Origin of the sequence: Streptococcus oralis (genome assembly GCF_006175905.1) — a bacterium.
Lineage (GTDB): Bacteria > Bacillota > Bacilli > Lactobacillales > Streptococcaceae > Streptococcus > Streptococcus oralis_BG.
This window is the reverse complement of the sequence record NZ_SSNB01000001.1, coordinates 252,696-279,052: the sequence shown is the minus strand read 5'-3', so window position 1 is coordinate 279,052 and position 26,357 is coordinate 252,696. Positions and strand designations below refer to the sequence as shown.

The window sequence follows — 26,357 nt, the reverse complement described above, 5'->3', positions numbered from 1 at the left end:
ATGGAAATAGCATTATTAACAGATGTTGGTCAGAAACGGACAAATAATCAGGACTATGTCAATCACTTTGTCAACCGAGCAGGACGCACTATGATCATCTTGGCTGACGGGATGGGAGGACACCGTGCAGGAAATATCGCTAGTGAGATGGCGGTAACAGACCTTGGTGTGGCTTGGGTGGATACCCAAATCGACTCAGTCAATGAAGTTCGTGAGTGGTTTGCCCACTACCTAGAGATTGAAAATCAAAAAATTCATCAACTAGGTCAGGACGAAGCCTACAGAGGCATGGGAACAACGCTAGAAGCTGTTGCGTTTATTGACAACCAAGCCATCTATGCTCACATTGGAGATTCTCGTATCGGTTTGATTCGTGGAGAAGAATACCACCAGTTGACGAGTGACCATTCCTTGGTCAACGAATTGCTCAAGGCTGGTCAATTGACTCCAGAAGAAGCAGAAACTCACCCTCAAAAGAATATCATCACCCAGTCTATCGGACAAAAAGATGAAATCCAGCCAGATTTTGGGATGATTACACTGGAGTCAGGAGATTATCTCTTGCTCAATAGTGATGGTTTGACCAATATGATTTCGGCAAGTGAGATTTATGATATCGTAACCAGCGATATTTCCCTAGCAGACAAGGCGGCAACCCTTATTCGTTTTGCTAACAATGCAGGAGGTTTAGACAACATTACGGTTGCCCTTGTTTACATGAACGAGGAGGCAGCAGAATGATCCAAATCGGCAAGATTTTTGCCGGGCGGTATCGGATTGTCAAGCAGATTGGTCGAGGAGGCATGGCAGATGTTTACTTGGCCAAGGATTTGATCCTAGACGGGGAAGAAGTGGCAGTGAAGGTCCTGAGGACCAACTACCAGACGGACCCGATTGCTGTGGCACGTTTCCAGCGTGAAGCGAGAGCCATGGCGGATCTGGACCATCCTCATATCGTTCGGATAACAGATATTGGTGAGGAAGACGGTCAACAGTACCTAGCTATGGAATACGTAGCAGGCCTTGACCTCAAGCGTTATATCAAAGAACACTATCCTCTTTCAAATGAAGAAGCAGTTCGGATTATGGGGCAAATCCTCTTGGCCATGCGCTTAGCCCATACTCGAGGAATTGTTCACCGGGATTTGAAACCTCAAAATATCCTCTTGACACCTGACGGCACAGCTAAGGTCACGGACTTTGGGATTGCTGTAGCCTTTGCGGAGACTAGTCTGACCCAGACCAACTCAATGTTAGGCTCTGTTCATTATTTGTCACCTGAGCAAGCACGTGGTTCTAAAGCGACTTTCCAGAGTGATATCTATGCAATGGGGATTATCTTCTATGAGATGCTGACGGGACATATCCCTTACGATGGGGATAGCGCGGTTACGATTGCCCTCCAGCATTTCCAGAAACCACTTCCGTCCGTCATAGCTGAAAATCCATCTGTCCCTCAGGCTTTAGAAAATGTTGTCATCAAGGCAACTGCTAAGAAGCTGTCAGATCGTTATCAGTCTGTTTCGGAAATGTATGTGGACTTGTCAACTAGCTTGTCTTATAATCGTCGCAATGAACCGAAGCTGGTCTTTGATGATGCGAGTAAGGCAGACACTAAGACTTTACCTAAAGTTCCACAAAGTACACTGACATCGATTCCTAAAGCTTTGGCGCAGGAAGAACGCCCTCAGCCAAAGAAACCAACTCAACCAGTGGCAGAGCCGGCTCCAGCGCCAAAGCCAGCCAAGAAACGGAAGTTTAAGGCTCGCTATATGATTCTTTTGGCCAGTCTTCTATTGGTTGCAGCCTCTTTGGTCTGGATTTTGTCAAGAACACCTGCAACGATTCCCATTCCTGATGTGGCTGGACAAACCGTTGCAGAGGCTAAGGAAGCTCTTAAAAAATCCAAGTTTGAAGCCGGTGAAGAAAAGTCAGAGGCCAGCGATACAGTAGCAGAAGGCCGCGTTATTCGAACGGATCCAGAAGCTGGTAGTGGCCGAAAAGAAGGAACCAAGGTCAATTTGATTGTTTCTTCTGGTAAGCAATCCTTCCAATTGAGCAATTACGTCGGACGCAAGTATACGGAAGTCGTAGCTGAACTCAAGGAGAAGAAGGTTCCTGAAAATCTAATCAAGATGGAAGAGGAAGAATCCAGCGAAAGTGAACCTGGAATCGTCATCAGACAGACCCCTGCTTCGGGTTCGACTTATGATCTCTCAAAAGCCACTACGATTACCTTAACAGTGGCTAAGAAGGTGACTAGTGTCAGCATGCCTAGCTACATTGGTTCAAGTCTCGAATTTACTAAGAATAATCTGACTCAGATTGTTGGAGTAAAAGAGGCTAATATCGAAGTTGTTGAAGTATCGACTGCCCCTGAAGGAACGGCAGAAGGAACTGTTGTAAGTCAAACGCCAAGAGCAGGAGAACTGGTTGATCTTGCAAGTACGCGTATCAAACTTTCCATCTACAAACCAAAAACACCACCGTCAACTTCATCCTCTAATCCTGCCCAACGTGGGAACCAGGGTTCTCCTACAAGTCCAAACCAGGGGAACCAACAAGGAAATCAACAAGGGCACACTCCTTCTAGCAGTTCATCCAATAATGAAGGATCTCACGAAAGTTCTCGAGATTAAACGAATCTTTGTCATGATTTCATGACAAAGATTTTTTTTCACAAGATTTTGTGATAAAATATAGGGAGTAGAAAAAGGAGGAGAAAATGGACGAATCGAGAGAGTTGAATGCCGTCATTGATGTGATTATGCTAGCAGGAACCATTCTCCTGAAAAGTGGCTCAGAGATTCATCGGGTCGAGGATACGATGATCCGTATTGCCCATTCGCAGGGAATATTGGATTGCAATGTTCTTGCCATGCCCGCAGCTATTTTCTTTTCTATTGAAAATACCAATATTTCTCGGATGAAACGGGTGACCTCATCCTCTTATAACATTGAAAAAGTTTGCGATGTCAACCAAGTATCACGGGAGCTTGTGGGCGGGCAGATTGATCTCTCGACAGCCTTTAAAAAGCTCAAAGAAATTGGTAATCAAGCCCTTCCTTATACAAAGTTCCAAGTGACTGTAGCAGCGACCCTCAGTGCCCCTTTCTTCTCGATTATGTTTGGGGGCAATGTTTATGACGCTTTTGGTGCAGCTATTGCAACTTTATTTGGATTTGCCTTCTCTCTCTATGTCGAGAAGTTTGTCCGCATTCCTTTTGTAACGGCCTTTGCAGGTGCCTTTGTTTTCGGCTTGATCGCCCAGTTCTGGGCCCGCTATACAGGCTTTCCTTCGACAGCAGACCTGATTATAGCAGGAGCGGTCATGCCCTTTGTTCCAGGGATTGCTCTGACAAATGCGGTACGGGATATCATGACCAACCATATCAACTCTGGTATGAGCAAGATGTTTGAATCCCTGCTCATTACCCTCGCTTTAGGGGCCGGTACCTCCGTCGCCCTAGTTTTGATGACATAAGATGACTCTAACAAGTATTTTACTCCAAGCAGTAGCGAGTTTACTCGCCATTATCACCTTTCTAATCGTACTGAATGTTCAACGCTCCATGCTCCTACCTGGTGGTATTTTGGGAATGGGTGTTTGGCTCCTCTATCTCGTGCTCAAAGAACCAACCAATGTTATTATTGCGACCTTTATCGCAGCAGTAATTGGCTCTTGCATCAGTCAGATTTTAAGTATTGTCTATAAGACACCAGCGGTGGTCTTTGTCTTGGCTATTCTTGCCCCCTTGGTGCCAGGTTATTTATCCTATCGAACGACAGCTTTCTTTGTGACAGGCGATTACAGCCATGCCATTGCCAGCGCGACTTTGGTGGTTATGTTAGCCCTCGTTATTTCCATTGGAATGGCAAGTGGAACGGTAATTCTAAAGCTTTATTACTACATCCGAAAACAACGAGGAATCTCTTCCTAATACAATCAAAGCAAAGACTTGATTTGTTGAATCAAGTCTTTTTTCTCTCTTTTGTTCCTATTTGTGATAAAATAGAATGAAACGATTTTTTACAATGAATGAAAAAACAGAGGTAAATATGACAATCGGTATTGATAAGATTGGTTTTGCGACCAGTCAATATGTCTTGAAATTACAAGACTTAGCAGAAGCGAGGGGAGTTGACCCCGAAAAATTTAGCAAGGGACTCTTGTTAAATGAAATTAGTATTGCGCCACTGACTGAGGACATTGTTACCTTGGCAGCTAGTGCAAGCAACTCTATTTTAACAGACAAAGAAAAAGAAGAAATCGATATGGTCATCGTGGCGACTGAGTCAGGGATTGACCAGAGTAAGGCAGCGGCAGTCTTTGTTCATGGCCTATTAGGCATTCAGCCTTTCGCCCGTAGCTTTGAAATCAAAGAAGCCTGCTATGGAGCGACAGCTGCCCTTCATTATGCTAAATTGCATGTGGAAAATTCTCCAGAGTCTAAGGTTTTGGTCATTGCCAGTGATATTGCCAAGTATGGTGTAGGAACTCCAGGTGAACCAACCCAGGGAGCTGGAAGTGTAGCGATGCTAATCACGCAAAATCCACGTATCATGGCCTTTAACAATGATAACGTTGCTCAAACACGCGACATCATGGATTTCTGGCGACCAAACTATTCAAGCACTCCTTATGTCAATGGTGTCTATTCAACCCAGCAATATCTGGATAGTCTCACGACAACTTGGGATGAATACAAGAAGCGCTACGATTGGACCATGGGTGACTTTGCGGCCATCTGTTTCCACTTGCCTTATCCTAAGTTGGCCCTAAAAGGCTTGCGCAAGATGATGGATAAGACTCTATCTCAGGAAAAACAGGATAGTTTGCAAGAAAACTTTGACAAATCCATTCTCTACAGTCAGATGATTGGGAATATCTATACAGGTTCCCTCTTCCTCGGACTCCTCTCTCTTTTGGAAAATGCAGAGAATTTGAAGGCTGGCGATAAAATTGCCCTCTACAGTTACGGAAGTGGAGCTGTCTCAGAGTTCTTTAGTGGCGAATTGGTCGAAGGCTATGAGGCTTACCTTGATAAGGATCGCTTGAGCAAACTCAAACAACGTACAGTCCTATCCGTTGCAGACTATGAAAAAGTATTCTTCGAAGAGGTGCAGTTGGACGAATCTGGTTCAGCCCAATTTGCAGCTTATGAACATCAAGACTATGCCTTGGTGGAGATTGTCGACCACCAACGCCGTTATAGCAAGGTTGAAAAATAATGAAGATAAGTTGGAATGGATTTTCTAAAAAATCATACCATGAGCGCCTTGAGTTGTTGCGAGCTCAGGCGCTCCTTAGTCCTGAAAAGCAAACCAGTCTAGAGCAGAATGAACAAGTTAGCTTGGCTGTCGCAGACCAGCTGAGTGAGAATGTGATAGGAACTTTTTCTCTGCCTTATTCCATCATTCCAGAACTTTTGGTGAATGGTCAGGATTATACAGTTCCCTATGTGACAGAAGAACCCTCAGTGGTTGCTGCGGCCAGCTATGCAAGTAAAATCATCAAACGAGCAGGTGGTTTTACTGCTCAGGTTCATCAGCGCCAGATGATTGGTCAGGTAGCCCTTTATCAAGTTGCTGATCCTGAACAAGCGCAAGAAAAGATTGCCAGCAAGAAAGCCGAACTCTTGGAACTTGCCAATCAAGCCTATCCTTCTATCGTCAAACGTGGTGGCGGGGCGCGTGATTTGCATGTAGAGCAGATCAAGGGAGAAACAGACTTTCTCGTTGCTTATCTTCATGTCGATACTCAGGAAGCCATGGGAGCCAATATGCTCAACACCATGCTGGAGGCCTTGAAACCAGTCTTAGAAGAACTCAGTCAGGGACAGAGCCTTATGGGGATCCTGTCCAACTACGCGACTGATTCTCTGGTGACTGCAAGCTGTCGTATCGCCTTTCGCTACTTGAGTCCCCAAAGGGACCAAGGACGAGAAATTGCGGAGAAAATAGCCTTGGCCAGCCAGTTTGCGCAGGCTGATCCCTACCGAGCGGCTACCCATAATAAAGGGATTTTTAATGGTATTGATGCCATTTTAATCGCCACGGGTAATGACTGGCGTGCTATCGAAGCTGGGGCCCATGCCTTTGCCAGTCGAGACGGGCGCTATCAAGGTCTTAGTCAATGGACGCTGGACATGGAAAAAGAAGAATTGGTCGGCCAGATGACCCTGCCCATGCCGGTAGCGACCAAGGGTGGCTCTATCGGTCTCAACCCTCGTGTAGCCCTCAGTCATGAACTACTAGGAAATCCTTCAGCCAAGGAATTGGCTCAGATTATCGTGTCCATCGGTCTTGCCCAAAACTTTGCGGCCCTCAAAGCCTTAGTAAGTACGGGCATCCAGCAAGGCCACATGAAATTACAGGCCAAATCCCTAGCGCTCCTAGCAGGTGCTAGTGAGTCCGAGGTAGCTCCCCTCGTTGAGCGCCTCATCGCAGATAAAACCTTTAACTTAGAGACAGCCCAGCGCTATCTCGAAAACTTAAGATCATAAAAAACTCAGACGAATTCGTCTGAGTTTTCTTGTGTTTATACTCAATGAAAATCAAAAAGCAAATTAAGAAACTAGCCGCAGGCTGCTCAAAACACTGTTTTGAGGTTGCAGATGGAAGCTGACATGGTTTAAAGAGATTTTCGAAGAGTATTAAATACTTTTTCCTGGTAATAGTGTGACTGGTAAGAAGTAACTAGTTGTCGCGACCTCTTTGCCTTCAATCTTCTGTAAGAGAAGATCGACAGTGAGGTGGGCAATCTCTTTCATAGGTTGCTTAATCGTTGTCAGGTGAGGATAGTAGTTCTCGATAAAGTAGGTCCCATCATAGCCGATGACCTTGAGATCTTCAGGAACAGAAATTCCCAGCTCTTGAGCGATTTTGATAACCAGGATAGCTGTCAAATCATCTGAAGCAAAAATCGCATCTGGTTTCTGATGGGTCAAGATATTTTTGATTTCCATTTCTTTTCGGACGGGAGAAAAATCACTCGAAACATTGATAATAGGCGCTTTCGGGAGAATAGAGGCAAAGCCAGCATGGCGCAGTCCAGTCGGTGAGTTGGAATTGTCATTTCCTGTAATCATGATGATAGACTGGGCGCCAGTCTTGACCAAAGTTTGGGCTGCGAGGACACCGCCACCGTAGTTGTCAGAGGAGACGACAGGGATGTCTGGTGATAGATTTCGGTCAAAGGAAATGATCGGTGCTGTCACACGATTGTAGTCTTCGATTCCCAAGTTGTGACTTCCAGAAATGATACCATCGACCTGATTGGCCTCCAGCATTTCAATGTACTCTCGTTCTTTTTCAGAGTCGTGTTCGCTGTTGCAGATGATGGTCTTGTAGCCATTTTTGAAGAGTTGGTGTTCCAACTTGTCAATCAACTCCGCATAAAAGACATGACTGATGTTTGGGAAAATAAGTCCAATCAACTTGGCAGATTTTCCTTGGAGACTTCGAGCCAGATTATTGGGCTTGTAGCCCAATTCTCGCATGGCTTCATTAACCTTTTGAATGGTTTTCTCAGATAGATACCCCTTTTTATTGATGACCCGTGAGACGGTAGTGGGGCTGACGCCTGCAAGCTTTGCGACATCAGTTAGTTTTGCGACCATAATCTAATTCATAGTAAGTTCCAGTTGGGTTTCCAGACTTGATGAGGATACCATTTTGGTCCGCATGTGGGAAGACACGACCAGAAAATACTTTTTCTCCTTTATTGATAAAAATTTCAAAGACTGACTTGTCGATGAAGATAGTGACAGTAGTAGTTTGGTTATTGATAGGGCAAGAACGAGTTGTACCAAATTCTTGGGCGTACTGTTCACCAGCCTGACTACGATCCACTGTCACCTGTCCATTGACAAGGTCAAAGTTGATTGAAAGCCCCTTGCCCTCTTTGTCAGCGAGCAAGACAATCTCGTTTTGGCTATTGGCCTCCAAGTTGAGCTCCAGTTCATAGGTGTTATTGGTTTGAGTACGATTTGAGAAGACCTCTTCAGAAGAACGAAGTTCTTTGACGGCTGATACAGGATATTGGTAGAGTTTGCCATCTTTGATAGTGAGTTCTTTGACCAATGAGAAGGTTCCTTGGTGGTCAAAACGATCAGATGGGTAAGAAACATCTGGCAGTCCAAGCCAACTTACTGCTAGTGCACGTCCATCCGGAGCGTTGAAGGCTTGAGTTGCATAGGCTTCAAAACCATAGTCTAGATTTTGCAATGGAGACACATCGACCATTTTGGCATTTTCAGGATCAAAGGAAGCCCCGATTTTGTACATGTTTGGATAGATATTGTCATAGTCTAGAATAGCCTTATCCAATCCTTGTGGGCAGTAGAGAAGGACAGGTTGCTCGCCTGCAAAGACTAGATTTGGACATTCCATCATGTAGGCAGTGCGGTCGTTAGCAAAGTCTAGGTCGCCAACCTCTTGCCAGTTGCTGTAGTCATTATCTATAGCCTTGTAGAGACGAACAAAGCCTTTTTTCTCCCAGTCCTGTCCACCCACGATAGCATAATATTGCCCCTTAAAGTTGAAAATTTGTGGGTCGCGGAAGTGGTCGGTAGAGTCTGCTGGCTGGTCAATCAAGACCTTGTCAATCTTCGTAATCTTGCCATCTTTGTCCAAAAGAGCACCAACCTGGTATGGGTGACGAATCCAGTTTTCATCACGGACATTTCCAGTATAGAATAGGAACAACTGATCACCAAACTGCATGGCGGATCCAGAGTAGGCCCCGTGGCTATCCAATGGAGTATCTGGCAAAACTTTGACTCCAGTTTCTGTAAAGTGCACCAGATCATCACTTTCAAGCTGCACCCAAGACTTCAAACCATGAGCTGCACCAAAGGGGAAGTTTTGGTAAAAGAGAATCCATTTGCCATCAAAATAGGAAAAGCCATTTGGGTCATTGAGAAGCCCCATTTTAGGCTCAACATGGTAACGAGTATGCCATGGAGATTGTGCCATCTTTTCCTTGATTTGCTTGATTTCATCATCTGTCCAGTCTTCATAGCGTCTGTAACGGCGCTCGGTTGTCCATTCCATTTTATCTTTCCTCCATAAGTTCTATTCTATTATTAATAGTAAACGTTTTCGGCAAAAAAAGCAAATCTTTTATGTTGAAAAAGAGAAAAAAATGTCAAACGATTGCCATAAATCAAGTAAAGGAAATCTAACAAATTTTCACGAAAAATGAAAGAAAATGTAAATAAAAACCTTGGTTCCTCAAGTTTAAAGATATTTTTTTGAGGAAAAAGAGAATTTTCCTCAAAAACGAGCAAAAATAATCAGAGGAAAAAGAAAGGGAATAAAAATTTCTGCAAAACGCTTGACATATTTTAGAAACATGATAAAATAATAGTCGTAGGGCGGATAAAATCGCTTTCAAACACTTTACAAAATTTTATATAAGGAGATTTTTGCAAATGAACAATCAGGATATTGCAAAAAAGGTCATCGAAGCCCTTGGTGGACGTGAAAATGTCAACAGTGTAGCCCACTGTGCGACTCGTCTACGTGTCATGGTCAAAGATGAAGGGAAAATCAAGAAGGAAGTGATTGAGAACTTGGATAAAGTTCAAGGAGCTTTCTTTAACTCAGGCCAATACCAAATCATCTTTGGAACTGGTACAGTAAACAAGATGTATGACGAAGTTGTTGCCCTTGGTTTGCCAACATCTTCTAAAGAAGACATGAAAGCAGAAGCTGCTAAACAAGGAAACTGGTTCCAACGTGCTATCCGTACTTTCGGTGACGTCTTTGTACCAATCATTCCAGTTATCGTAGCGACAGGTCTCTTCATGGGTCTTCGTGGTCTCTTGAACGCTCTTGGAATCACACTTCCAGAAGATGTTACCATTTACAGCCAAATCCTCACAGATACAGCTTTCATCATCTTACCAGGTTTAGTTGTATGGTCAACCTTCCGCGTATTCGGTGGAAATCCAGCAGTTGGTATCGTCCTTGGTATGATGCTGGTTTCTGGTTCGCTTCCAAACGCTTGGGCAGTAGCATCAGGTGGTGAAGTAACAGCTATGAACTTCTTTGGCTTCATTCCTGTTGTTGGTTTGCAAGGTTCTGTTCTTCCAGCCTTCATCATCGGGGTGGTCGGAGCCAAGTTTGAAAAAGGTCTCCGAAAAGTGGTTCCAGATGTCTTGGATCTCTTGGTGACACCATTCGTGACACTTTTGGTTATGTCTATCCTTGGACTCTTTGTCATCGGACCAGTCTTCCACGTTGTTGAAAACTACATCCTTCTCGGAACAAAAGCCATTCTTGGTTTGCCATTTGGTCTCGGTGGTTTGGTCATCGGTGGAGTTCACCAATTGATCGTCGTATCAGGTGTGCACCACATCTTCAACTTGCTTGAAGTTCAGTTGTTGGCTGCTGACCATGTCAACCCATTCAACGCTATCATCACTGCAGCAATGACAGCTCAAGGGGCTGCGACAGTTGCCGTTGGTGTTAAAACGAAGAATCCTAAACTGAAAACACTTGCTTTCCCAGCTGCTCTTTCTGCCTTCCTCGGTATTACAGAGCCTGCTATCTTCGGGGTGAACTTGCGCTTCCGTAAACCATTCTTCCTTTCATTGATCGCTGGTGCTATCGGTGGTGGATTGGCTTCTATCCTTGGACTTGCTGGTACTGGTAATGGTATCACCATCATCCCTGGTACAATGTTGTACGTTGGTAACGGTCAATTGTTCCAATACCTTCTTATGGTAGCTGTATCATTCGTTCTTGGTTTTGCCCTTACTTACATGTTTGGTTACGAGGACGAAAAAGAAGTTGCTTCTGAAGTGGCGACAGAACGTTTGGTTCAAGAAGAAACAACTGGTAACATTCCAGTAACTCCTCAAAATGAAACAATCCAAACTCCAATCGTTGGGGACGTAGTTGCCCTTGAGAATGTTAACGACCCAGTCTTTTCAAGTGGTGCAATGGGACAAGGGATCGCTGTAAAACCAAGCCAAGGTGTGGTTTACGCACCAGCTGATGCAGAAGTATCGATTGCTTTTGCCACAGGACATGCCTACGGTTTGAAGACAGCAAATGGAGCTGAAATCTTGATCCACGTTGGTATCGATACGGTGACTATGAACGGTGAAGGCTTTGAACAAAAAGTTTCTCAAGGCGACAAGGTCAAAGCTGGTGATGTTCTTGGAACATTTGACTCAAACAAAATCGCTGCTGCAGGTCTTGACGACACAACAATGGTTATCGTGACCAATACAGCAGACTACGCTTCTGTGACACCAGTCGCAAGCGGTTCTGTTGTCAAGGGTGACGCTATCATCGAAGTGAAAGCCTAGTCTTCTTCGAAAATCAAATCTAAAAACAAAACGAACAAATATCATGTTTGTTCGTTTTTACTTGGATGGTAAGATTTACAGAGGAAAATCTAAAATATTGAGAAATCTAGCCCTTTAAAATGTGCTATAATAGAGAAAACAAAGATAAGAGGTTTATCATGACAAAATTATATGGAAGCTTAGAAGCGGGCGGTACAAAGTTTGTCTGTGCTGTCGGTGATGAAAACTTTAATGTTGTGGAAAAAACACAATTTCCTACAACAACTCCTATCGAGACTATCGATAAAACCATTGAGTTCTTCTCAAAATTCGATAACCTTGCAGGTCTTGCTGTCGGTTCATTTGGTCCGATCGATATCGACAAAAACTCAAAAACCTATGGCTTTATCACAACGACTCCAAAACCAAACTGGGCAAATGTAGACCTACTTGGTGCCCTTCGCCGCGCCCTCAACGTACCCATGTACTTCACTACCGACGTAAACAGCTCTGCCTATGGTGAAGTGGTTGCTCGTAACAATGCTGGGGGCCGTATCGAAAACTTGGTCTACTACACGATCGGTACAGGGATCGGTGCAGGTGTTATCCAACGTGGTGAGTTTATCGGTGGTGCAGGTCACCCAGAAATGGGCCACTACTATGTAGCCAAACACCCAATGGATATTGAAAAAGAATTCAACGGTGTTTGTCCTTTCCACAAGGGATGTTTGGAAGGCTTTGCGGCTGGACCAAGTTTGGAAGCTCGTACAGGTGTTCGTGGTGAAAACATCGAACTCAACAGTTCTGTCTGGGATGTTCAAGCCTACTATATCGCTCAAGCTGCGGTCAATGCTACCGTGACGTTCCGTCCAGATGTGATCGTCTTTGGTGGTGGGGTTATGGCACAGCAACACATGCTGGACCGTGTGCGTGAGAAATTCACAGCTCTTCTCAACGGCTACCTACCAGTACCAGACGTGCGTGACTATATCGTGACTCCAGCAGTCGCAGGCAATGGTTCCGCCACACTTGGAAACCTTGTCCTTGCTAAGAGTGTTGCAAAATAAAACAAAGAAAAAATCCGCTTGGGCAACCAAACGGATTTTTAGATTGTAGACAATGTTTTTGAACCTTTCCTTAAGCGATGACGGATGGTAGCGACTGTCTTCGAAATTCCATACCTAAACTTTGAGCCTAATGTCTCAAAGTTTCCGAACACCTGAAACCATTAGAATTCAGGTGTTTCTATCACGGTGGAAAGGCTAGGTAAGTCTTCGCTTCACAAGCAAAAGATAGGCATGATTTCTATACCAAAGTATACTTAGTATCAGGCTATAGTCTATCCATGCTCTAAAAATCCGCTTGGGAAACCAAACGGATTTTTCTATTCTCAAAACATCTGCCAGAAGAAATCAATGATATAGGTCAAGCCATAAGTATAAACCACTAGGGTAAAAGGTTTGGTCAAAATGATAATGATCATATAGCGCTTGAAGGTCATCTTGGTCAGTGCTGCCAGCATGCAGAGAAAGTCAGCTGGGCTAACTGGCCAAATCATCATAAAGATAAAGAAACGATCGAAGCGATTGCCCTTATCTAGCCAACCGATGTATTTGTCATAGGTGCGCTTGCTGACGACGGACTGGACAAAGGCAGCTCCGTAGAGGCGCACGAGGTAAAAGATAATGGCACAGCCAATCACGATGCCGATATAGTTATAGATGGTTCCGATGATGTGGCCGTAAATAAAGACCCCAGCCACTGAGGTCAAAGCTCCCGGAATAATCGGAACGACGGTTTGTAGGATCTGTAAAAAGATAAAGAGTGGTGGTCCCCAAACCCCAGCTTGCTGGATAAAGGCCGATAGGGTTTCCTTGGACTGTAAAACACCCGCCTGATAGGCCCAAATACAGAAAATCAAGGTGCCGACTCCCCCGACGATAGAAGAGATATTGATGACTTGCTGTAGAAGGGGAGAAACAGCTTTCATTTGCTTATCCTGTGACATGTAAACTCCTCATAGATAGTATGATTCTACTATACCATATTTTATGGAGAAAAACTATCTGGATTATCTGACTGGAGAAATAAGTGTGGTAAAATGAGAATAAGAAAATGACGGTATAGAATGAGGGGTATCATGTTAGATTTAAACTTTAAAGGAAGCTGGCGCCAATATCAAAAACAGGTCTTGGATCGTTTTCAGGACTATCAAGCAGACGGTCATGTTCATCTAGTGGCTGCTCCAGGGTCTGGAAAGACAACCATTGGTATCGAGCTAATCGCTCGTTTTGGCAACCCAGCCCTTGTTTTAGTTCCGACTGTCACCATTCGTGAACAATGGGTAGATAGGATCCAAACTGCTTTTCTAGAGGATGGTCAGAGGCTTTCAGACCTCGTTTCCCAAAACTTAAAGGAGATGAAGGTATTAACGATTGTGACCTATCAGGCTTTTCATAGTGCCATGAACCAACTGCAATCACAAGAAGATGGAGAAGCAGAGGATTTTGTGGGGTTTGATTTGTTTGCAAGCCTAAGAGCTCAGAAAGTTGCGACTCTTTGCTTGGACGAATGCCACCACCTGCGCAATGAATGGTGGAAAAGTCTGGAAGCCTTTCGCAAGCAGTATGAACAGCTACAAGTCATTTCCCTGACAGCGACACCACCTTATGACAGCGAGCCTGAACTCTGGGAACGCTATATCCGAATGTGCGGGGAGATCGATCAAGAAATCACGGTACCTGAACTAGTCAAGGAAGGCACTCTTTGCCCTCATCAGGATTTTGTCTATATGTGTTCACCAACAGCTGAAGAGGCGGAACGTCTCAAACGGTTTGAGGAGACTAAGTGGGACTATATTCACCACCTTATAGTTGATCCTGATTTTCAAACATTTGTAGCAGGGTCTAAGGTCCTCAAAGGGGATATTTCATCTGATTTGCTCTTAGAAGATCCCAAGTATTTGTCTGCTATGTTGATTTATATGCATTCTCAGGGGTTAACGATTCCTCCCTCTTTACAAAATTTACTGGGAACCCAGAAGCTTCCAGCATTGACCTCCTACTGGCTGGAGACGCTGTTGCAGAGCATACTCTATCAGACACCAGATTGGTATGAGGATCCAGATGGATATAAGAAAAAGTTAGAGGCTGACTTGAAGGCGCGTGGCTTGGTGGAAAAACGTCAGGTTTATCTGGTTAAGTCTAAGGCTTCTGACCAACTTTTAACCCAATCTCTAGGGAAGTTGTCTGCCATTGTCGATATCTTTTTGACGGAGTATGAGAGTCTAGGTCAGGAACTGAGACAGTTAGTACTAGCTGACTATATTCGCAAGGATTTTGCTACCTATCTGGGAGATAATCAGGCAACCATTTCTCAGTTGGGGGTTCTCCCTTATTTTGAAAGCATTCGTCGAAAAGCTCAGGAGCAAGAGATTCCTGTATCTTTGGCTGTCTTGTCAGGTAGTGTAGTAATTTTGCCTACCGATGTGGTAACAGAGTTGAAGGAGCTTTTGCCTCAGGTTCCTCTTATTTTCTCACCTATTGGTCACTTGGATCCAAAAGATTATGTGCAGGTTGGTTTTCCGAGCTCAGCTAAGGGAATCGTAGCGGCAGTGACGGAGCTTTTTCAACGAGGGCGGATTCAAGTCCTAGTCGGAACCAAGTCTCTCCTCGGAGAGGGTTGGGATGCTCCTTGCGTTAATTCCCTAATCCTCGGAAGCTTTGTGGGGAGCTTTATGCTGAGTAACCAGATGCGCGGGCGTGCCATTCGTATCTGGTCGGGACATCCAGAAAAGACCAGCAACATCTGGCATCTGGTAGCCGTTCAAGCGCAAGCACTTATCACTCTTCCTGGTGAGGAGCCTAGACCAGAGAGCAATCAGGATCTGCAGACCTTGTCGCGACGGATGGAGCATTTTCTTGGATTGGCCTATAATCAGGAGAGTATTGAGACCGGTTTGGATCGTTTGGATTTTCCAAAGCCCCCTTTTAAGAAAAAGCAAATTAGTGAGTACAATGAGCGAGTTAAGAGTCTCTCCAAGGATCGAGCAGGCTTGAGACTAAAATGGCAGGAAGCTCTTGTCGTAGCGGATCAGTTCGAGATAGTTACAGAAGTCGCAACCCAAAAACAGAAGGTCCCAGTCATGCTCTTGCTTGATGCATTAAAATGGGTACGCATGTCTTTGCTCTTGTTAGCAGTGGATTTGTTGGTCTTGCTATTTAGAATGAGACTGACTGGAGTTTGGTGGCTTACAGCAGCTTGTCTCCTCTTTTTGGCCTTTGCATCTTGGCGCTACCTCTGCTATAAGAGTCCCTATAAACGTTTGCAATCTCTGGGTGAGCAGATCCGAAAGGCTCTGCTAGATTCGGGGTATCTAACAGATGATCAATCCCGTGTTCAGGTAGAGGAGAATAAGGAAAATTACATGGTCTTTGCCTATCTCAAGGGAGGAAGCATGAGGGACAAGGAGTTGTTTGCGCAGACTGTGGGAGAGTTCCTTGCTCCAGTGGACAATCAACGCTATCTCTTGAAGGCAGAGAAAGTCCGACAAGGTCAGTCACCTTACTATGTCGTGCCTAGTCTTTTTGACAAGCGCAAGGAAGAAGCACAGAAATTCCTCGACTTTCTGAGGCCGACTATCGGACTCTATCACCTCGTCTATACACGAACAGAGGCCGGACGGAAAACTCTTCTAGAAGCTCGTATCCAAGCTCTCTCCAATCAAAACGACCGTACCTTGACTAAGAAGAAGGTTAAAAGCCGGTTGGAGTAGGGGTGGTAAAAATATACCCCTCTAGAAAATAAAAAAGCAAAGGGAGAAAATATGGCAGATACAATTTTAATTTTAGGTAATGGCTTTGATATTGCTATGGATCGAAAAACAAAGTATACTGATTTTATTGACTTCGAAAAACAATTATTTTCTAATCCAGATGAGGAGTTGTTAGAATTTCTAAAAGTTAAAAATATAAGGATTGAGAAATACAAGGATAATTTATATTTAAAATTTATCAATGAGAATAAAGCTACTCTGGGAGATAATTGGTCTAATCTTGAAATAATGATTTCGCAACTTGCAGATGCAATAATGTATTTCAAAGAAAATAATGATTTAATATTCAAAGTTACTATTACAGGACAAACTGGGTTACTGGATGAGAAATTATCAAAAGAAAAAAATTATAGGTCAAAATTATATATTTTAGATTTGTTTTTTTTACTCTTTCATAAAAAAGGCTGGGGTTCTTTAGAAAGAGAAGTTGCAATGGAAAAGTTGAATAATGAATTTATCAATCAACTTGATCTATTGATTGAATTGTTAGAAATATATTTATCTTATAGAGACTTTCTTGATTTTAAAGTTATCGAGATAAAATCCAAGCCAACAGCTCTAGATGCAATATCAGATTTGTCAAATTCCTCTGTCCTAAACTTTAATTATACAAACACTTCACGATATTTATTTGGAACTTCTGCGAAGAGAACTCATTTCATACATGGGCGAATTGACTTAATTAGAACCTTCAGTCGAATTAATACGATGGTTTTTGGAATTGAGGATAAAGAAAATGATGTTAACAGTGATTTAATTCCCTACCAGAAATATTATCAAAGAGTAGTAAAAGAAACGGGAAATGATTTTGAAAAATTTTTTAAACGAACTTTCTATGATATAGATGACGAATTCGGAAGTCAACTTGCAAATTCAAAGAATATCATTGTTTTTGAACACTCGGTTGACCCTTTGGATAAAGAAATATTTCAAAAATGTTTTGCATTAGCAGAAAATGGAAAGTATGATTATAGATTTATTTTCACTTATTTTAATGATTTAGCTAAACGTTCAATTATTAAGAATCTCGCAATCATCCTTGGGAAGGAAAAACTGATAGAATTAACAGGTAAACAGAATGTTGTATTTATAAAGAGTGATGATAAGGATGGTATGAAAGAAGTTCTACTACCTTAATAAAGTTAAGAATAGTTTATAGCCCACTCGTCCTCCCTAGGTCGAGTGGTTTTTCTTGAAATATGATAAAATAGAAAAGATAATACATTAATTAAGGAAAGTAAAAATGGCAAGTAAAGAAAATGCAGAACGCAAGGAGCTACATCGTAAAATTTGGGCGATTGCGGACGATGTGCGTGGAGCTGTAGATGGTTGGGATTTTAAGCAATATATCCTAGGAATTCTGTTCTATCGTTTTATTTCAGAGCACATGGCAGACTATTTTGACCGTGCGGAGCATGAGGCTGGGGACTTAGAATTCCGTTATGCTGACATAAGTGACCAAGAAGCTGAGCAAGATTTCAAACCAGGTACAGTTGAGGATAAGGGATTCTTTATCCTTCCGAGTCAACTCTTTGAAAATGTGGTCAAGAATGCCTCGCAAAATGAAAACTTAAACGAAGAATTGGCCAATATTTTCCAAGCTATTGAGAAGTCAGCGATTGGTTTCAAATCAGAGGATGATATCAAAGGTTTGTTTGATAACTTGGATACCCGAAGCAACATCCTTGGTGGAAGCGTTCCAGAAAAAAATAAACGCCTTTCTGATATTCTTAATGGTATCAATAGTATTAACTTTGGAAACTTTGAGGAAAATGACATTGATGCCTTTGGAGATGCCTATGAGTTCTTGATTTCTAACTATGCCAGTAATGCAGGAAAAAGCGGGGGTGAATTTTTCACACCTCAGACGGTTTCTAAATTACTAGCTCGCCTAGTCATGGTTGGAAAAGACAAGATTAACAAGGTCTATGACCCAACATGTGGATCAGGCTCCCTCTTGCTCCAGATGAAAAAACAATACGAAGACCATATCCTAGAGGATGGTTTCTTTGGTCAGGAAATCAATATGACCAACTACAACTTGGCTCGTATGAATATGTTCTTGCACAATATCAACTACAATAACTTTGACATTAAGCGAGGAGACACCCTTTTAAATCCTCAGCATTTAGAAGAAAAGCCATTTGATGCTATCGTTTCTAACCCTCCGTATTCTGTCAAATGGGTGGGAGATGGAGATCCAACTCTGATAAATGATGACCGTTTTGCTCCTGCAGGGAAACTAGCGCCCAAGTCAAAAGCTGACTTTGCCTTTATTATGCATAGTCTCAACCACTTGTCTAATAAAGGTCGGGCAGCTATTGTTTGCTTCCCAGGCATTTTCTATCGTGGAGGTGCTGAAAAGACCATTCGTCAGTATCTGGTAGATAACAACTTTGTTGAAGCGGTTATTGCCCTTCCAGATAATCTCTTCTTTGGCACTTCTATCGCAACTACGATTTTAGTTCTGGCGAAGAATAAACTAGAAAACAAAACCCTCTTTATTGATGCGAGTAAAGAATTCAAAAAAGAGACTAATAACAATGTCCTGACCGATAGCAATATCGAGCACATAGTTGAATTGTTCTCTAATTATCAAAGTGTTGACTATAAATCTGCTCTTGTTGATAATGAGGTGATTGGTTCAGAGCAGGATTATAATCTATCTGTGTCAACCTATGTCGAACAAGAAGATACACGTGAGAAGATTGATATTGATGAGCTCAATAAAGAAATCGCTGAGACCGTTGCCAAGATTGATCACTTGCGTGCAGAGATACATAAAATTGTAGAGGAATTGAGCCATGGCAAATGATGTGATTCTTTATAGAACTGATGACGGAGAGTCCGCTATTGAACTCCACTTGGATAATGGAACGGTCTGGCTGACCCAACAAGAACTAGCTGAGCTCTTTCAGACCTCCAAGCAAAACATTAGTAAACATATCAAGGCGATATTTGAAGATGGTGAATTGGATGAAACAGTGGTTGTCAACTATCAGTTGACAACCACTCGTCACGGTGCAATAGCTGGTAAAACTCAGTCAAAAAAAGTTGCCTACTATAATCTCGACATGATTTTGGCGATTGGTTATCGAGTACGATCTCCTCGTGGAGTCCAGTTTAGACACTATGTTTCGACAGTCTTGAAAGAGTATCTGATCAAAGGCTTTGCTATGGATGATGAGCGCTTGAAAAACTTGGGTGGAGGCTCTTACTTTAAAGAACTTCTGGAAAGAATCCGAGACATTCGCTCAAGTGAAAAAGTCTTTTACCGTCAGGTTTTAGATCTTTTCGCTACATCAAGTGATTACAATGCAAACTCTCCAGAGGCAAAGAAATTCTTTGCGACGGTGCAAAACAAGATGCATTATGCCATTCATCACAATACTGCCAGTGAACTCATTTATAACCGTGTCAATAGCGAAAAGGAATTTATGGGCTTGACCACTTTTAAGGGAGACCTTCCCACTTTATCTGAAGCAAAGGTTGCCAAGAACTATCTGACAGAAAAGGAACTCCGTGGGCTTAATCAGCTTGTATCAGGATATCTAGACTTTGCTGAAAGACAGGCAGAGCGAGAAGAAGTCATGACCATGGCTGACTGGGTGGCTCACGTAGATCGTATTCTTCAGGCTACGGGGGAAGACTTGCTAGCTAACAGTGGTTCTATCTCTCGTGAACAGATGAAGCAGAAGGTAGATAAGGAATATAAGAGCTACCAAGCCAAGACCCTCAGTCAAGTTGAAAAAGATTACCTCAAGGAAATCAAAAGTATTGAAAATCTAGCCAAGAAGGAGGTAACTGATGAACATCCTAGAAGAAATCCAAAACTGTCCCGTTGAGTGGAAAGAATTGGGGGAAGTGGTTGAAGTTTTGGATAGTTTAAGACGCCCAATAACAAAAAGTCAAAGAATTCCGGGTGATATTCCTTATTATGGAGCTAATGGAATTCAAGATTATGTCAAAGATTGGATTTTTGACGGCACTTTTATTTTAATGGGAGAAGATGGGAGTGTAATAAAAAATGATAATTCACCTATATTACACTGGGTGATAGGTAAAATTTGGGTTAACAATCATGCGCATATTTTAGGTGAAGTGCCAGGATGTGCTTTATTGAAATATGTGTATTATGTATTGAGTCAAACTGATGTCTCTGATATTGTTAGAGGGACACCTCCTAAGCTTAATCAAAAGAATCTAAAAAGTATAAAAATTCCAATTCCTCCCCTAGAAATTCAAAAAAAAATCGTGCAAATACTTGACAAATTCACCAATTATGTTACAGAATTGACCTCAGAATTGACCTCAGAATTGACCTCACGTAAAAAGCAATATTCTTTTTATAGAGATAAACTGTTATCTTTTGAAGACGAGGTTTATCAGGTTGAGTGGAAGACTCTTTCGGAAATAGCAAAAGTTTTTGGTCGAGGGAAATCGAAACATAGGCCTAGAAATGATGCAAGGTTATATGGCGGTGATATCCCGTTCATACAGACTGGAGATATAAGAGGTGCAGGGAAGTGGATTGAGAACTTTTCTAAAACTTATAGTGATTTTGGATTAGAACAAAGTAAGAAGTGGGAAAAGGGAACATTATGTATCACAATTGCTGCTAATATAGCGGAAACTGGATTATTAGGATTTGATGCATGTTTCCCTGATAGTATTATAGGCTTTGTTGCAAATCCAGAATTTGCCATTACAGAATATGTTTACTACTATTTAAATTCAATAAAAGATCATCTTGCAAATAAGAGTTATGGAAGTGCACAGGATAATCTTAACTTAGCTATATTTTCATCATTAAAAATCCCGGTTCCTTCTCTCGAAATTCAATCTCGTATTGTTGAAGTTCTAGACAACTTTGATACGATATGTAATGATTTATATATCGGACTCCCCAAGGAGATTGAATTACGCCAAAAACAATATGAATATTGGAGAAAAATGATGTTCAATTTTAATAAAAAAGGTGACAGTATACTATGACAGAATTCGAAACATTGGAAAGCCTTGCGGCTAATCTCATTTCAAAAAAATCAAAGAGTTCCCTTCTATATGCTTTTAATGGAAGTGGAAAAACTAGACTATCTATGGCTGTTAAGGAAAAATTGGATAGCGATGAACTTGGTCAAATTCAGGATATGGAGATAGACGAAAAGAAAATTTTTTATTTTAATGCATTTACAGAAGATTTATTTTCTTGGGATAATGATTTGCAAGATGATTGGGATAGAAAATTAAATATAAATCTGGATTCAACATTTTTGAAGTATATTCTTGAAGATCAGGGAAAGGAAAATGAGATTATTAATTTATTTCAAGATTACCTTGGGATTTTTCCAGAAGGAAATGCTTTGAGAGCTAAACAGCAAATTATTTTACCAAGTTTCCAAGATAACTTTACGACAGTTAAATTTTCAAAAACTTATACTGCCAAAAATGGAAATGGTGAAGATGAAAGAATTACAGAGGATAATATAAAAATTTCTAAAGGAGAAGAAAGTAGTTTTATCTGGAGTATTTTCTATACATTTCTGGATGAAGTTATTCAAACTAAGAATGAAGATCAGGACTCTTTTCCAAATTTAAAGTATATTTTTATAGATGATCCTGTTTCCTCTTTAGATGAAAGAAAAATTATTGAAATGGCTGTTGATTTAGCTAGTTTAATAAAGAAAAGTAACTTTACAAAAGCAACTGATACTGTTCCTAACTCTAGTGGTTTAAAATTTATTATCACAACTCATCATCCGCTATTTTTTAACGTATTATTTAATGAGTTAAAAAGTGATTCATGTAGTAGATTTGTACTTGAACACAAGTTACAATTGACTACTGGTGATGAAACTTATCATTTGAAGGAAACCTCGGATTCTCCATTTGCATACCACTTGAAGGTTATAGATATAATAGATGAAGCAATTAAAGAGAATCAATTAGAAAAATATCACTATAATTTATTAAGATCACTTTTTGAAAAAACATCTACTTTTTTAGGATATAAATCATGGGAAGAAATTATACCTGAGAGTGAAAAAGATGAGGTTCATAGAAGGTACTTAAATTTGTTCAGTCATGACAAACAATCGTTTGAAGAATTTCCAGATATAACAGAAGATGATAAAGAACAATTTAAAGTGATTTATAAGTCGTTTATTGAGAAATACTACTTCAATACAGATATTAGTCATTTAAACTAGAATGTTTAGAGATTAGTGAGGAAGCATGCAATGATTGATTATTCAAAAGTACATGAAGTAATTGCGGAAACAAATGAAGGGATTCTCTTGGCTGAGTATCAACCAGAGTATCGCACGGATAGAGAATATCAGTCAGAGGCTGATTTAGAAAATCAGTTAATTTCTGATTTGGTGAATCATCTCAACTATGAACGCTTAAATATTCATACACCTGAAGATCTTTTAGCAAATGCAAAGGTTCAAATTGAAAAGCTCAATAAGGTGACCTTTACAGATGCGGAGTGGCAACGTTTTGTAGTTGAGTATTTGGATTGTCCCAATGAAGGGCTAGTTGAAAAGACTCGGAAAATTCAAGAAAATCATATCTATGACTTTGTCTTCGATGATGGACGAATTAAAAATATTTTTATCCTTGATAAGAAAAACATTCATAACAACAGCATGCAGGTCATCAACCAAGTGATCCAAGTGGGGAGCCATACCAACCGTTATGATGTTACCATCCTAGTAAACGGCCTTCCATTAGTTCAGATTGAATTAAAGAGACGAGGAGTTCGTCTGCAAGAAGCCTTTAATCAGCTTCACCGTTATAGTAAGGAAAGTTTCAATAGCGAGAATTCTTTGTATAAGTATATTCAGATTTTTGTTATTTCTAATGGTACTTATACACGCTATTTTGCCAATACAACGGCTCAAAATAAAAATCATTATGAGTTCACTTGTGAATGGGCAGACCGCAAAAATAAAACAATTCACGACCTTGAGGACTTTACTGTTACCTTTTTGAGCAAACGAGTTCTTTTAGAAGTTTTAACCAAGTATTGTGTCTTTGATGCTGATAATACCTTGCTCATCATGCGCCCTTATCAGATAGCTGCAACAGAGAGTATTTTACGAAAGATTCATTCCACAAATGAAATGAAGAATTTCGGTACGATTAATGCTTGTGGCTATATCTGGCATACGACGGGTTCTGGGAAAACTTTGACCAGCTTTAAAACCGCTCGTTTAGCAACAGAGTTGGACTATATTGATAAAGTGATATTTGTGGTGGATAGAAAAGACCTAGATTATCAAACCATGAAGGAATATCAAAAATTCCAACCAAATTCAGTAAATGGTAGTAACAATACAAAAGAACTCCAACGTAATATTGAAGAAAATGATGGAAAAATCGTTGTCACAACTATTCAGAAGTTAAATAAATTTATAACAGCAAATCCAAATCATGAAATCTACAGTAAGAAATGTGTCTTGATTTTTGACGAGTGCCATCGCTCCCAGTTTGGGAAGGCGCAAAAGCGTATCAAAAAAGCTTTTAAACAGTATGCTTTATTTGGATTTACAGGTACTCCGATTTTCCCAGAAAATAGCTTAACAGGAGAAACAACACAAGAGGTTTTTGGAGAGCAACTTCATAACTACGTTATAACAGATGCTATTCGAGATAAAAAAGTGTTGAAGTTCAAAGTCGACTATAACTATATCAAGCCTGAAATAAACAAGTATAGAGAAGCTGAAAAAGCAGTTGGTCAAGAGATTGATGAGAAGAAACTCAAAAAGATAGAGAAGGAGATCCTATTGCATCCAGAACGGATAGCAACCATTACAGAGTACCTGTTGAGAGTTTATAATGACAAGACGCATCGGAGTAAATATTACACTCATAAACAAAAAAAGATGCAAGGTTTTAATGCTATGTTGGCTGTACAAAGTATTGAAGCAGCAAAACTATACTATGAAGAACTCCAGCAGCAACAGGCAACTCTACCAGAAGTTAAGCGTTTGAAGGTCGCTACTATCTTTAGCTTTGCGCCTAACGAAGAACAGTCAGCTTATGGAGAGATTCAAGATGAAGAGCTAGACCCTCAAGATACAGCCATGTCTCTTTCATCTAAAGAGTTTCTTTCTAAAGCAATCTATGACTATAATCAAATGTTCAAGACCAACTTTTCGACTAATGGGAAAGAGTTTCAAAATTATTATCGAGACCTTTCAAAACGAGTTAAGTCCAAGGAAGTGGATTTACTGATTGTAGTTGGTATGTTCTTGACGGGATTTGATGCTCCAACTATGAATACACTCTTTGTCGATAAAAATCTTCGTTATCATGGATTGATTCAGGCATTCTCGAGAACTAATCGAATTTTTAATGAGGTTAAACCTTTTGGCAATATCGTTTGTTTCCGTGATTTAGAAAAGGCCACACAAGAAGCCATAAAAACATTTGGTGATACTAATAAGCTTGATATCATCTTAGAAAAAAGCTTTAGTGAATACATGGATGGTTTTGTGGATCAGGTAACTGGTATTGAGGTCAAAGGATATACAGCAGTCTGTCAGGAAATTCTTGAGAAATTCCCGAATCCACAAGAAATTGAAACAGAGCATGATAAAAAAGAGTTTGTTAAGCTATTTGGTGAATTGCTGAAGCTTGATAATGTTCTCAGAAATTATGATGAATTCCAAGAGCTAGACAAGCCTATCTCAGAAGGTTATCTTCAAGATTTGAAGAGTGCTTATGTAGAAATTCGAGATGAATTCTTAAACCTTAAAAACTATGAAAAGAGTAAAGATTTAGAGGTTGACCTTTCAGATGTTGAATTTGAAATCGAACTCTTAAAAACAGATGAGATTAATCTGGATTATATCCTTGCATTGATTGTTGAGAAATCGAAGAACTCTGAATCTAAGGAAGATTTGAAAGAAGAAGTTAGTCGTGTAATTCGCTCAAGTATTGATATTCGTGCTAAAGAAGAGTTGGTTATCGGGTTTATCAATGACACCGATTTGCAAAAATTGAAAGACCATGATGGGATTATCAATGCTTTCTACGAATATGGCAAGGAGCGCAAAAAAATCGCGATTCAAGACCTAGCTGAGTCTGAGAAACTTGTAGCTGATTATCAATTATTCATAGATAAATCAATTCAACGAGGTTATGCCGAAAACAGTGGAACTGATTTGGATTCGATTATTCCACCAACTTCTCGTAGACAGGGAGCGCGTGAACGGAAAAAACAAGAAGTTCTACATAAGATTCAGTTGTTGGTAGAGACTTATTCAGGTATTTGATGATTTCTAAATCAAGGTTTGTTAGAAAAATCAGGTTCTACAAAAAACACTCTTTATTCGCTCGTTTTTTAGATGCAACTTTGTTTCCATATTTCCTGGGAACTGATAGAAAGCAAGGAGAAACATGGAACAAACTAACCAAAAATCCCAGTGCCAACAACTCTGGGCTAGAAACAAATATCTCGTTTTGAGCCATTCCAGCAATATTTACAATGAGATTCGCCAATACTTGAAGAATGAAGAGGTGGAGCTGAGTCAGGTTCAAGAGATGATTGATCGTGCCTGTCAAATCCCAGAGCATAGAGGTCAGGTTTGCAATGCCTTTCAGCATATTTGGGGCTATTTCAAAAAGAAAGCGACAGATGCTGAGCGCAAGGACTATATGCTCTTGCTGGATCGCTACCGCTTTGGTCAGGCTACTAAGGAAGACTTGATCGCTAAGACGAGAGAGTTGCTGGATCGCTATCCCAATACCTATTTGCAACATTCGACTTTACTGAAAGGAGACGCCCATGAGACTTTGGCATGAGGCTTTGATTTCGCAACTTCCCCGTCCTCAACTCTTGGGGCAGCATCGAGAGTGTTGTGCCCTGCGTGGCAATGGCTGGGGCAGAAAGCATGCGACAGTGGACTATGTCTTTACCCATTCGCCCTATCGTCTCTATGCCTACCATGACTTGATCATGGAGGAGATGGTTAACCGAGGCTACAATGTCAGTCCAGAGTGGCTGGACAAAAACTACCGCGGTAAGACTTGTCCTCCTTATGAAGACTTAGCAGAGGATAAGTTGAAAAGTCCTATCTACAGCGAGCATGATGCAAGATACTACGAGGAGTGTCTGGCTAATCTCCGAGATAAGGGGATAGAGTTGGAGTAAGAGTACAGAAGTTGTGAATGTCTAGTATTTCTTTAAGCTTTTTCGAATAATAAAGATG

General features: G+C 41.1%; 20 protein-coding genes. 17 read left to right on the top strand and 3 right to left on the bottom strand.

From position 1 onward, the window contains the following. From E7Y33_RS01340 to E7Y33_RS01315, 6 genes are all read left to right on the top strand, one after another. The gene (locus tag E7Y33_RS01340; RefSeq protein WP_000401527.1) at positions 1-741 is read left to right on the top strand and encodes a Stp1/IreP family PP2C-type Ser/Thr phosphatase; all 741 of its coding nucleotides are present in this window, start codon (positions 1-3) and stop codon (positions 739-741) included. Then, the gene (gene pknB / locus E7Y33_RS01335) at positions 738-2,639 is read left to right on the top strand and encodes a Stk1 family PASTA domain-containing Ser/Thr kinase (protein ID WP_139689434.1); all 1,902 of its coding nucleotides are present in this window, start codon (positions 738-740) and stop codon (positions 2,637-2,639) included. The genes E7Y33_RS01340 and pknB overlap by 4 nt, the downstream gene beginning before the upstream one ends. A gap of 86 nt (positions 2,640-2,725) precedes the next feature. Next, a complete protein-coding gene (locus E7Y33_RS01330; protein ID WP_000344539.1) occupies positions 2,726-3,484 on the top strand; it encodes a threonine/serine exporter family protein in 759 nt (252 codons plus the stop codon). A 1-nt stretch (position 3,485) separates the two neighbouring features. Continuing rightward, complete coding sequence (locus E7Y33_RS01325; RefSeq protein ID WP_000176902.1) at positions 3,486-3,941, top strand: threonine/serine exporter family protein; 456 nt, start codon at positions 3,486-3,488, stop codon at positions 3,939-3,941. A gap of 118 nt (positions 3,942-4,059) precedes the next feature. Continuing rightward, positions 4,060-5,232 (top strand): hydroxymethylglutaryl-CoA synthase, encoded by a 1,173-nt coding sequence (locus E7Y33_RS01320; RefSeq protein WP_139689433.1) that lies wholly within the window; start codon positions 4,060-4,062, stop codon positions 5,230-5,232. Continuing rightward, on the top strand, positions 5,232-6,506 hold the full coding sequence (locus E7Y33_RS01315) for a hydroxymethylglutaryl-CoA reductase, degradative (RefSeq protein WP_139689432.1): 1,275 nt from the start codon (positions 5,232-5,234) through the stop codon (positions 6,504-6,506). Before E7Y33_RS01320 ends, E7Y33_RS01315 begins: the two co-directional genes overlap by 1 nt. A 150-nt stretch (positions 6,507-6,656) precedes the next feature. Here E7Y33_RS01315 and E7Y33_RS01310 read toward each other — a convergent pair whose 3' ends face one another. Then, positions 6,657-7,622: a LacI family DNA-binding transcriptional regulator gene (locus E7Y33_RS01310; protein ID WP_000225985.1), complete on the bottom strand. Its 966-nt coding sequence runs from the start codon at positions 7,620-7,622 to the stop codon at positions 6,657-6,659. After that, positions 7,603-9,057 (bottom strand): sucrose-6-phosphate hydrolase, encoded by a 1,455-nt coding sequence (locus tag E7Y33_RS01305; protein ID WP_139689431.1) that lies wholly within the window; start codon positions 9,055-9,057, stop codon positions 7,603-7,605. The genes E7Y33_RS01310 and E7Y33_RS01305 overlap by 20 nt, the downstream gene beginning before the upstream one ends. A gap of 380 nt (positions 9,058-9,437) precedes the next feature. Between E7Y33_RS01305 and E7Y33_RS01295 the strand changes: the two genes are divergently transcribed. Both E7Y33_RS01295 and scrK read left to right on the top strand, forming a co-directional pair. Next, positions 9,438-11,324, top strand: coding sequence for a sucrose-specific PTS transporter subunit IIBC (locus E7Y33_RS01295; protein WP_139689430.1), 1,887 nt, complete (start codon positions 9,438-9,440; stop codon positions 11,322-11,324). Between the two features lie 158 nt (positions 11,325-11,482). Then, positions 11,483-12,370, top strand: a complete 888-nt coding sequence (gene scrK, locus E7Y33_RS01290) for a fructokinase ScrK (protein WP_139689429.1) — start codon at positions 11,483-11,485, stop codon at positions 12,368-12,370. A gap of 323 nt (positions 12,371-12,693) precedes the next feature. Here the strand turns inward: scrK and E7Y33_RS01285 are convergent, their stop codons facing one another. Beyond that, on the bottom strand, positions 12,694-13,311 hold the full coding sequence (locus tag E7Y33_RS01285) for a TVP38/TMEM64 family protein (protein ID WP_000076174.1): 618 nt from the start codon (positions 13,309-13,311) through the stop codon (positions 12,694-12,696). Positions 13,312-13,443: 132 nt separating this feature from the next. On the opposite strand from E7Y33_RS01285, the gene E7Y33_RS01280 reads away from it, so the two are divergent. The 9 genes from E7Y33_RS01280 (at position 13,444) to E7Y33_RS01240 (ending at position 26,299) form a co-directional block, all read left to right on the top strand. After that, positions 13,444-16,077: a DEAD/DEAH box helicase family protein gene (locus E7Y33_RS01280; RefSeq protein ID WP_139689428.1), complete on the top strand. Its 2,634-nt coding sequence runs from the start codon at positions 13,444-13,446 to the stop codon at positions 16,075-16,077. Positions 16,078-16,128: 51 nt separating this feature from the next. Further along, entirely contained in the window at positions 16,129-17,274 is a 1,146-nt protein-coding gene (locus E7Y33_RS01275; RefSeq protein ID WP_139689427.1) for an AbiH family protein, read from the top strand. A 106-nt stretch (positions 17,275-17,380) separates the two neighbouring features. Beyond that, the gene (locus E7Y33_RS01270; RefSeq protein WP_139689426.1) at positions 17,381-18,952 is read left to right on the top strand and encodes a type I restriction-modification system subunit M; all 1,572 of its coding nucleotides are present in this window, start codon (positions 17,381-17,383) and stop codon (positions 18,950-18,952) included. Then, positions 18,942-19,982 carry a virulence RhuM family protein gene (locus E7Y33_RS01265; RefSeq protein WP_139689425.1) on the top strand — a complete coding sequence of 347 codons (1,041 nt, stop codon included), beginning with the start codon at positions 18,942-18,944 and terminating at the stop codon, positions 19,980-19,982. The genes E7Y33_RS01270 and E7Y33_RS01265 overlap by 11 nt, the downstream gene beginning before the upstream one ends. Further along, the gene (locus tag E7Y33_RS01260; RefSeq protein ID WP_139689424.1) at positions 19,945-21,132 is read left to right on the top strand and encodes a restriction endonuclease subunit S; all 1,188 of its coding nucleotides are present in this window, start codon (positions 19,945-19,947) and stop codon (positions 21,130-21,132) included. The genes E7Y33_RS01265 and E7Y33_RS01260 overlap by 38 nt, the downstream gene beginning before the upstream one ends. Beyond that, positions 21,129-22,346: a hypothetical protein gene (locus E7Y33_RS01255; protein ID WP_061421310.1), complete on the top strand. Its 1,218-nt coding sequence runs from the start codon at positions 21,129-21,131 to the stop codon at positions 22,344-22,346. Before E7Y33_RS01260 ends, E7Y33_RS01255 begins: the two co-directional genes overlap by 4 nt. A gap of 30 nt (positions 22,347-22,376) precedes the next feature. Beyond that, positions 22,377-25,421 (top strand): type I restriction endonuclease subunit R, encoded by a 3,045-nt coding sequence (locus E7Y33_RS01250; protein WP_139689423.1) that lies wholly within the window; start codon positions 22,377-22,379, stop codon positions 25,419-25,421. A gap of 124 nt (positions 25,422-25,545) precedes the next feature. Continuing rightward, positions 25,546-25,950: a YbgA family protein gene (locus E7Y33_RS01245; RefSeq protein WP_139689422.1), complete on the top strand. Its 405-nt coding sequence runs from the start codon at positions 25,546-25,548 to the stop codon at positions 25,948-25,950. Then, positions 25,934-26,299, top strand: a complete 366-nt coding sequence (locus E7Y33_RS01240) for a TIGR02328 family protein (protein ID WP_139689421.1) — start codon at positions 25,934-25,936, stop codon at positions 26,297-26,299. The genes E7Y33_RS01245 and E7Y33_RS01240 overlap by 17 nt, the downstream gene beginning before the upstream one ends. Positions 26,300-26,357: the final 58 nt, after the last annotated feature.

What these genes read in the sequence shown, in the direction of transcription:
- E7Y33_RS01340 (WP_000401527.1), top strand. Translation starts at nt 1, where the DNA reads ATGGAAATAGCATTATTAACAGATGTTGGTCAGAAACGGACAAATAAT.
- pknB (WP_139689434.1), top strand. Translation starts at nt 738, where the DNA reads ATGATCCAAATCGGCAAGATTTTTGCCGGGCGGTATCGGATTGTCAAG.
- E7Y33_RS01330 (WP_000344539.1), top strand. Translation starts at nt 2,726, where the DNA reads ATGGACGAATCGAGAGAGTTGAATGCCGTCATTGATGTGATTATGCTA.
- E7Y33_RS01325 (WP_000176902.1), top strand. Translation starts at nt 3,486, where the DNA reads ATGACTCTAACAAGTATTTTACTCCAAGCAGTAGCGAGTTTACTCGCC.
- E7Y33_RS01320 (WP_139689433.1), top strand. Translation starts at nt 4,060, where the DNA reads ATGACAATCGGTATTGATAAGATTGGTTTTGCGACCAGTCAATATGTC.
- E7Y33_RS01315 (WP_139689432.1), top strand. Translation starts at nt 5,232, where the DNA reads ATGAAGATAAGTTGGAATGGATTTTCTAAAAAATCATACCATGAGCGC.
- E7Y33_RS01310 (WP_000225985.1), bottom strand. Translation starts at nt 7,622, where the DNA reads ATGGTCGCAAAACTAACTGATGTCGCAAAGCTTGCAGGCGTCAGCCCC.
- E7Y33_RS01305 (WP_139689431.1), bottom strand. Translation starts at nt 9,057, where the DNA reads ATGGAATGGACAACCGAGCGCCGTTACAGACGCTATGAAGACTGGACA.
- E7Y33_RS01295 (WP_139689430.1), top strand. Translation starts at nt 9,438, where the DNA reads ATGAACAATCAGGATATTGCAAAAAAGGTCATCGAAGCCCTTGGTGGA.
- scrK (WP_139689429.1), top strand. Translation starts at nt 11,483, where the DNA reads ATGACAAAATTATATGGAAGCTTAGAAGCGGGCGGTACAAAGTTTGTC.
- E7Y33_RS01285 (WP_000076174.1), bottom strand. Translation starts at nt 13,311, where the DNA reads ATGTCACAGGATAAGCAAATGAAAGCTGTTTCTCCCCTTCTACAGCAA.
- E7Y33_RS01280 (WP_139689428.1), top strand. Translation starts at nt 13,444, where the DNA reads ATGTTAGATTTAAACTTTAAAGGAAGCTGGCGCCAATATCAAAAACAG.
- E7Y33_RS01275 (WP_139689427.1), top strand. Translation starts at nt 16,129, where the DNA reads ATGGCAGATACAATTTTAATTTTAGGTAATGGCTTTGATATTGCTATG.
- E7Y33_RS01270 (WP_139689426.1), top strand. Translation starts at nt 17,381, where the DNA reads ATGGCAAGTAAAGAAAATGCAGAACGCAAGGAGCTACATCGTAAAATT.
- E7Y33_RS01265 (WP_139689425.1), top strand. Translation starts at nt 18,942, where the DNA reads ATGGCAAATGATGTGATTCTTTATAGAACTGATGACGGAGAGTCCGCT.
- E7Y33_RS01260 (WP_139689424.1), top strand. Translation starts at nt 19,945, where the DNA reads ATGAACATCCTAGAAGAAATCCAAAACTGTCCCGTTGAGTGGAAAGAA.
- E7Y33_RS01255 (WP_061421310.1), top strand. Translation starts at nt 21,129, where the DNA reads ATGACAGAATTCGAAACATTGGAAAGCCTTGCGGCTAATCTCATTTCA.
- E7Y33_RS01250 (WP_139689423.1), top strand. Translation starts at nt 22,377, where the DNA reads ATGATTGATTATTCAAAAGTACATGAAGTAATTGCGGAAACAAATGAA.
- E7Y33_RS01245 (WP_139689422.1), top strand. Translation starts at nt 25,546, where the DNA reads ATGGAACAAACTAACCAAAAATCCCAGTGCCAACAACTCTGGGCTAGA.
- E7Y33_RS01240 (WP_139689421.1), top strand. Translation starts at nt 25,934, where the DNA reads ATGAGACTTTGGCATGAGGCTTTGATTTCGCAACTTCCCCGTCCTCAA.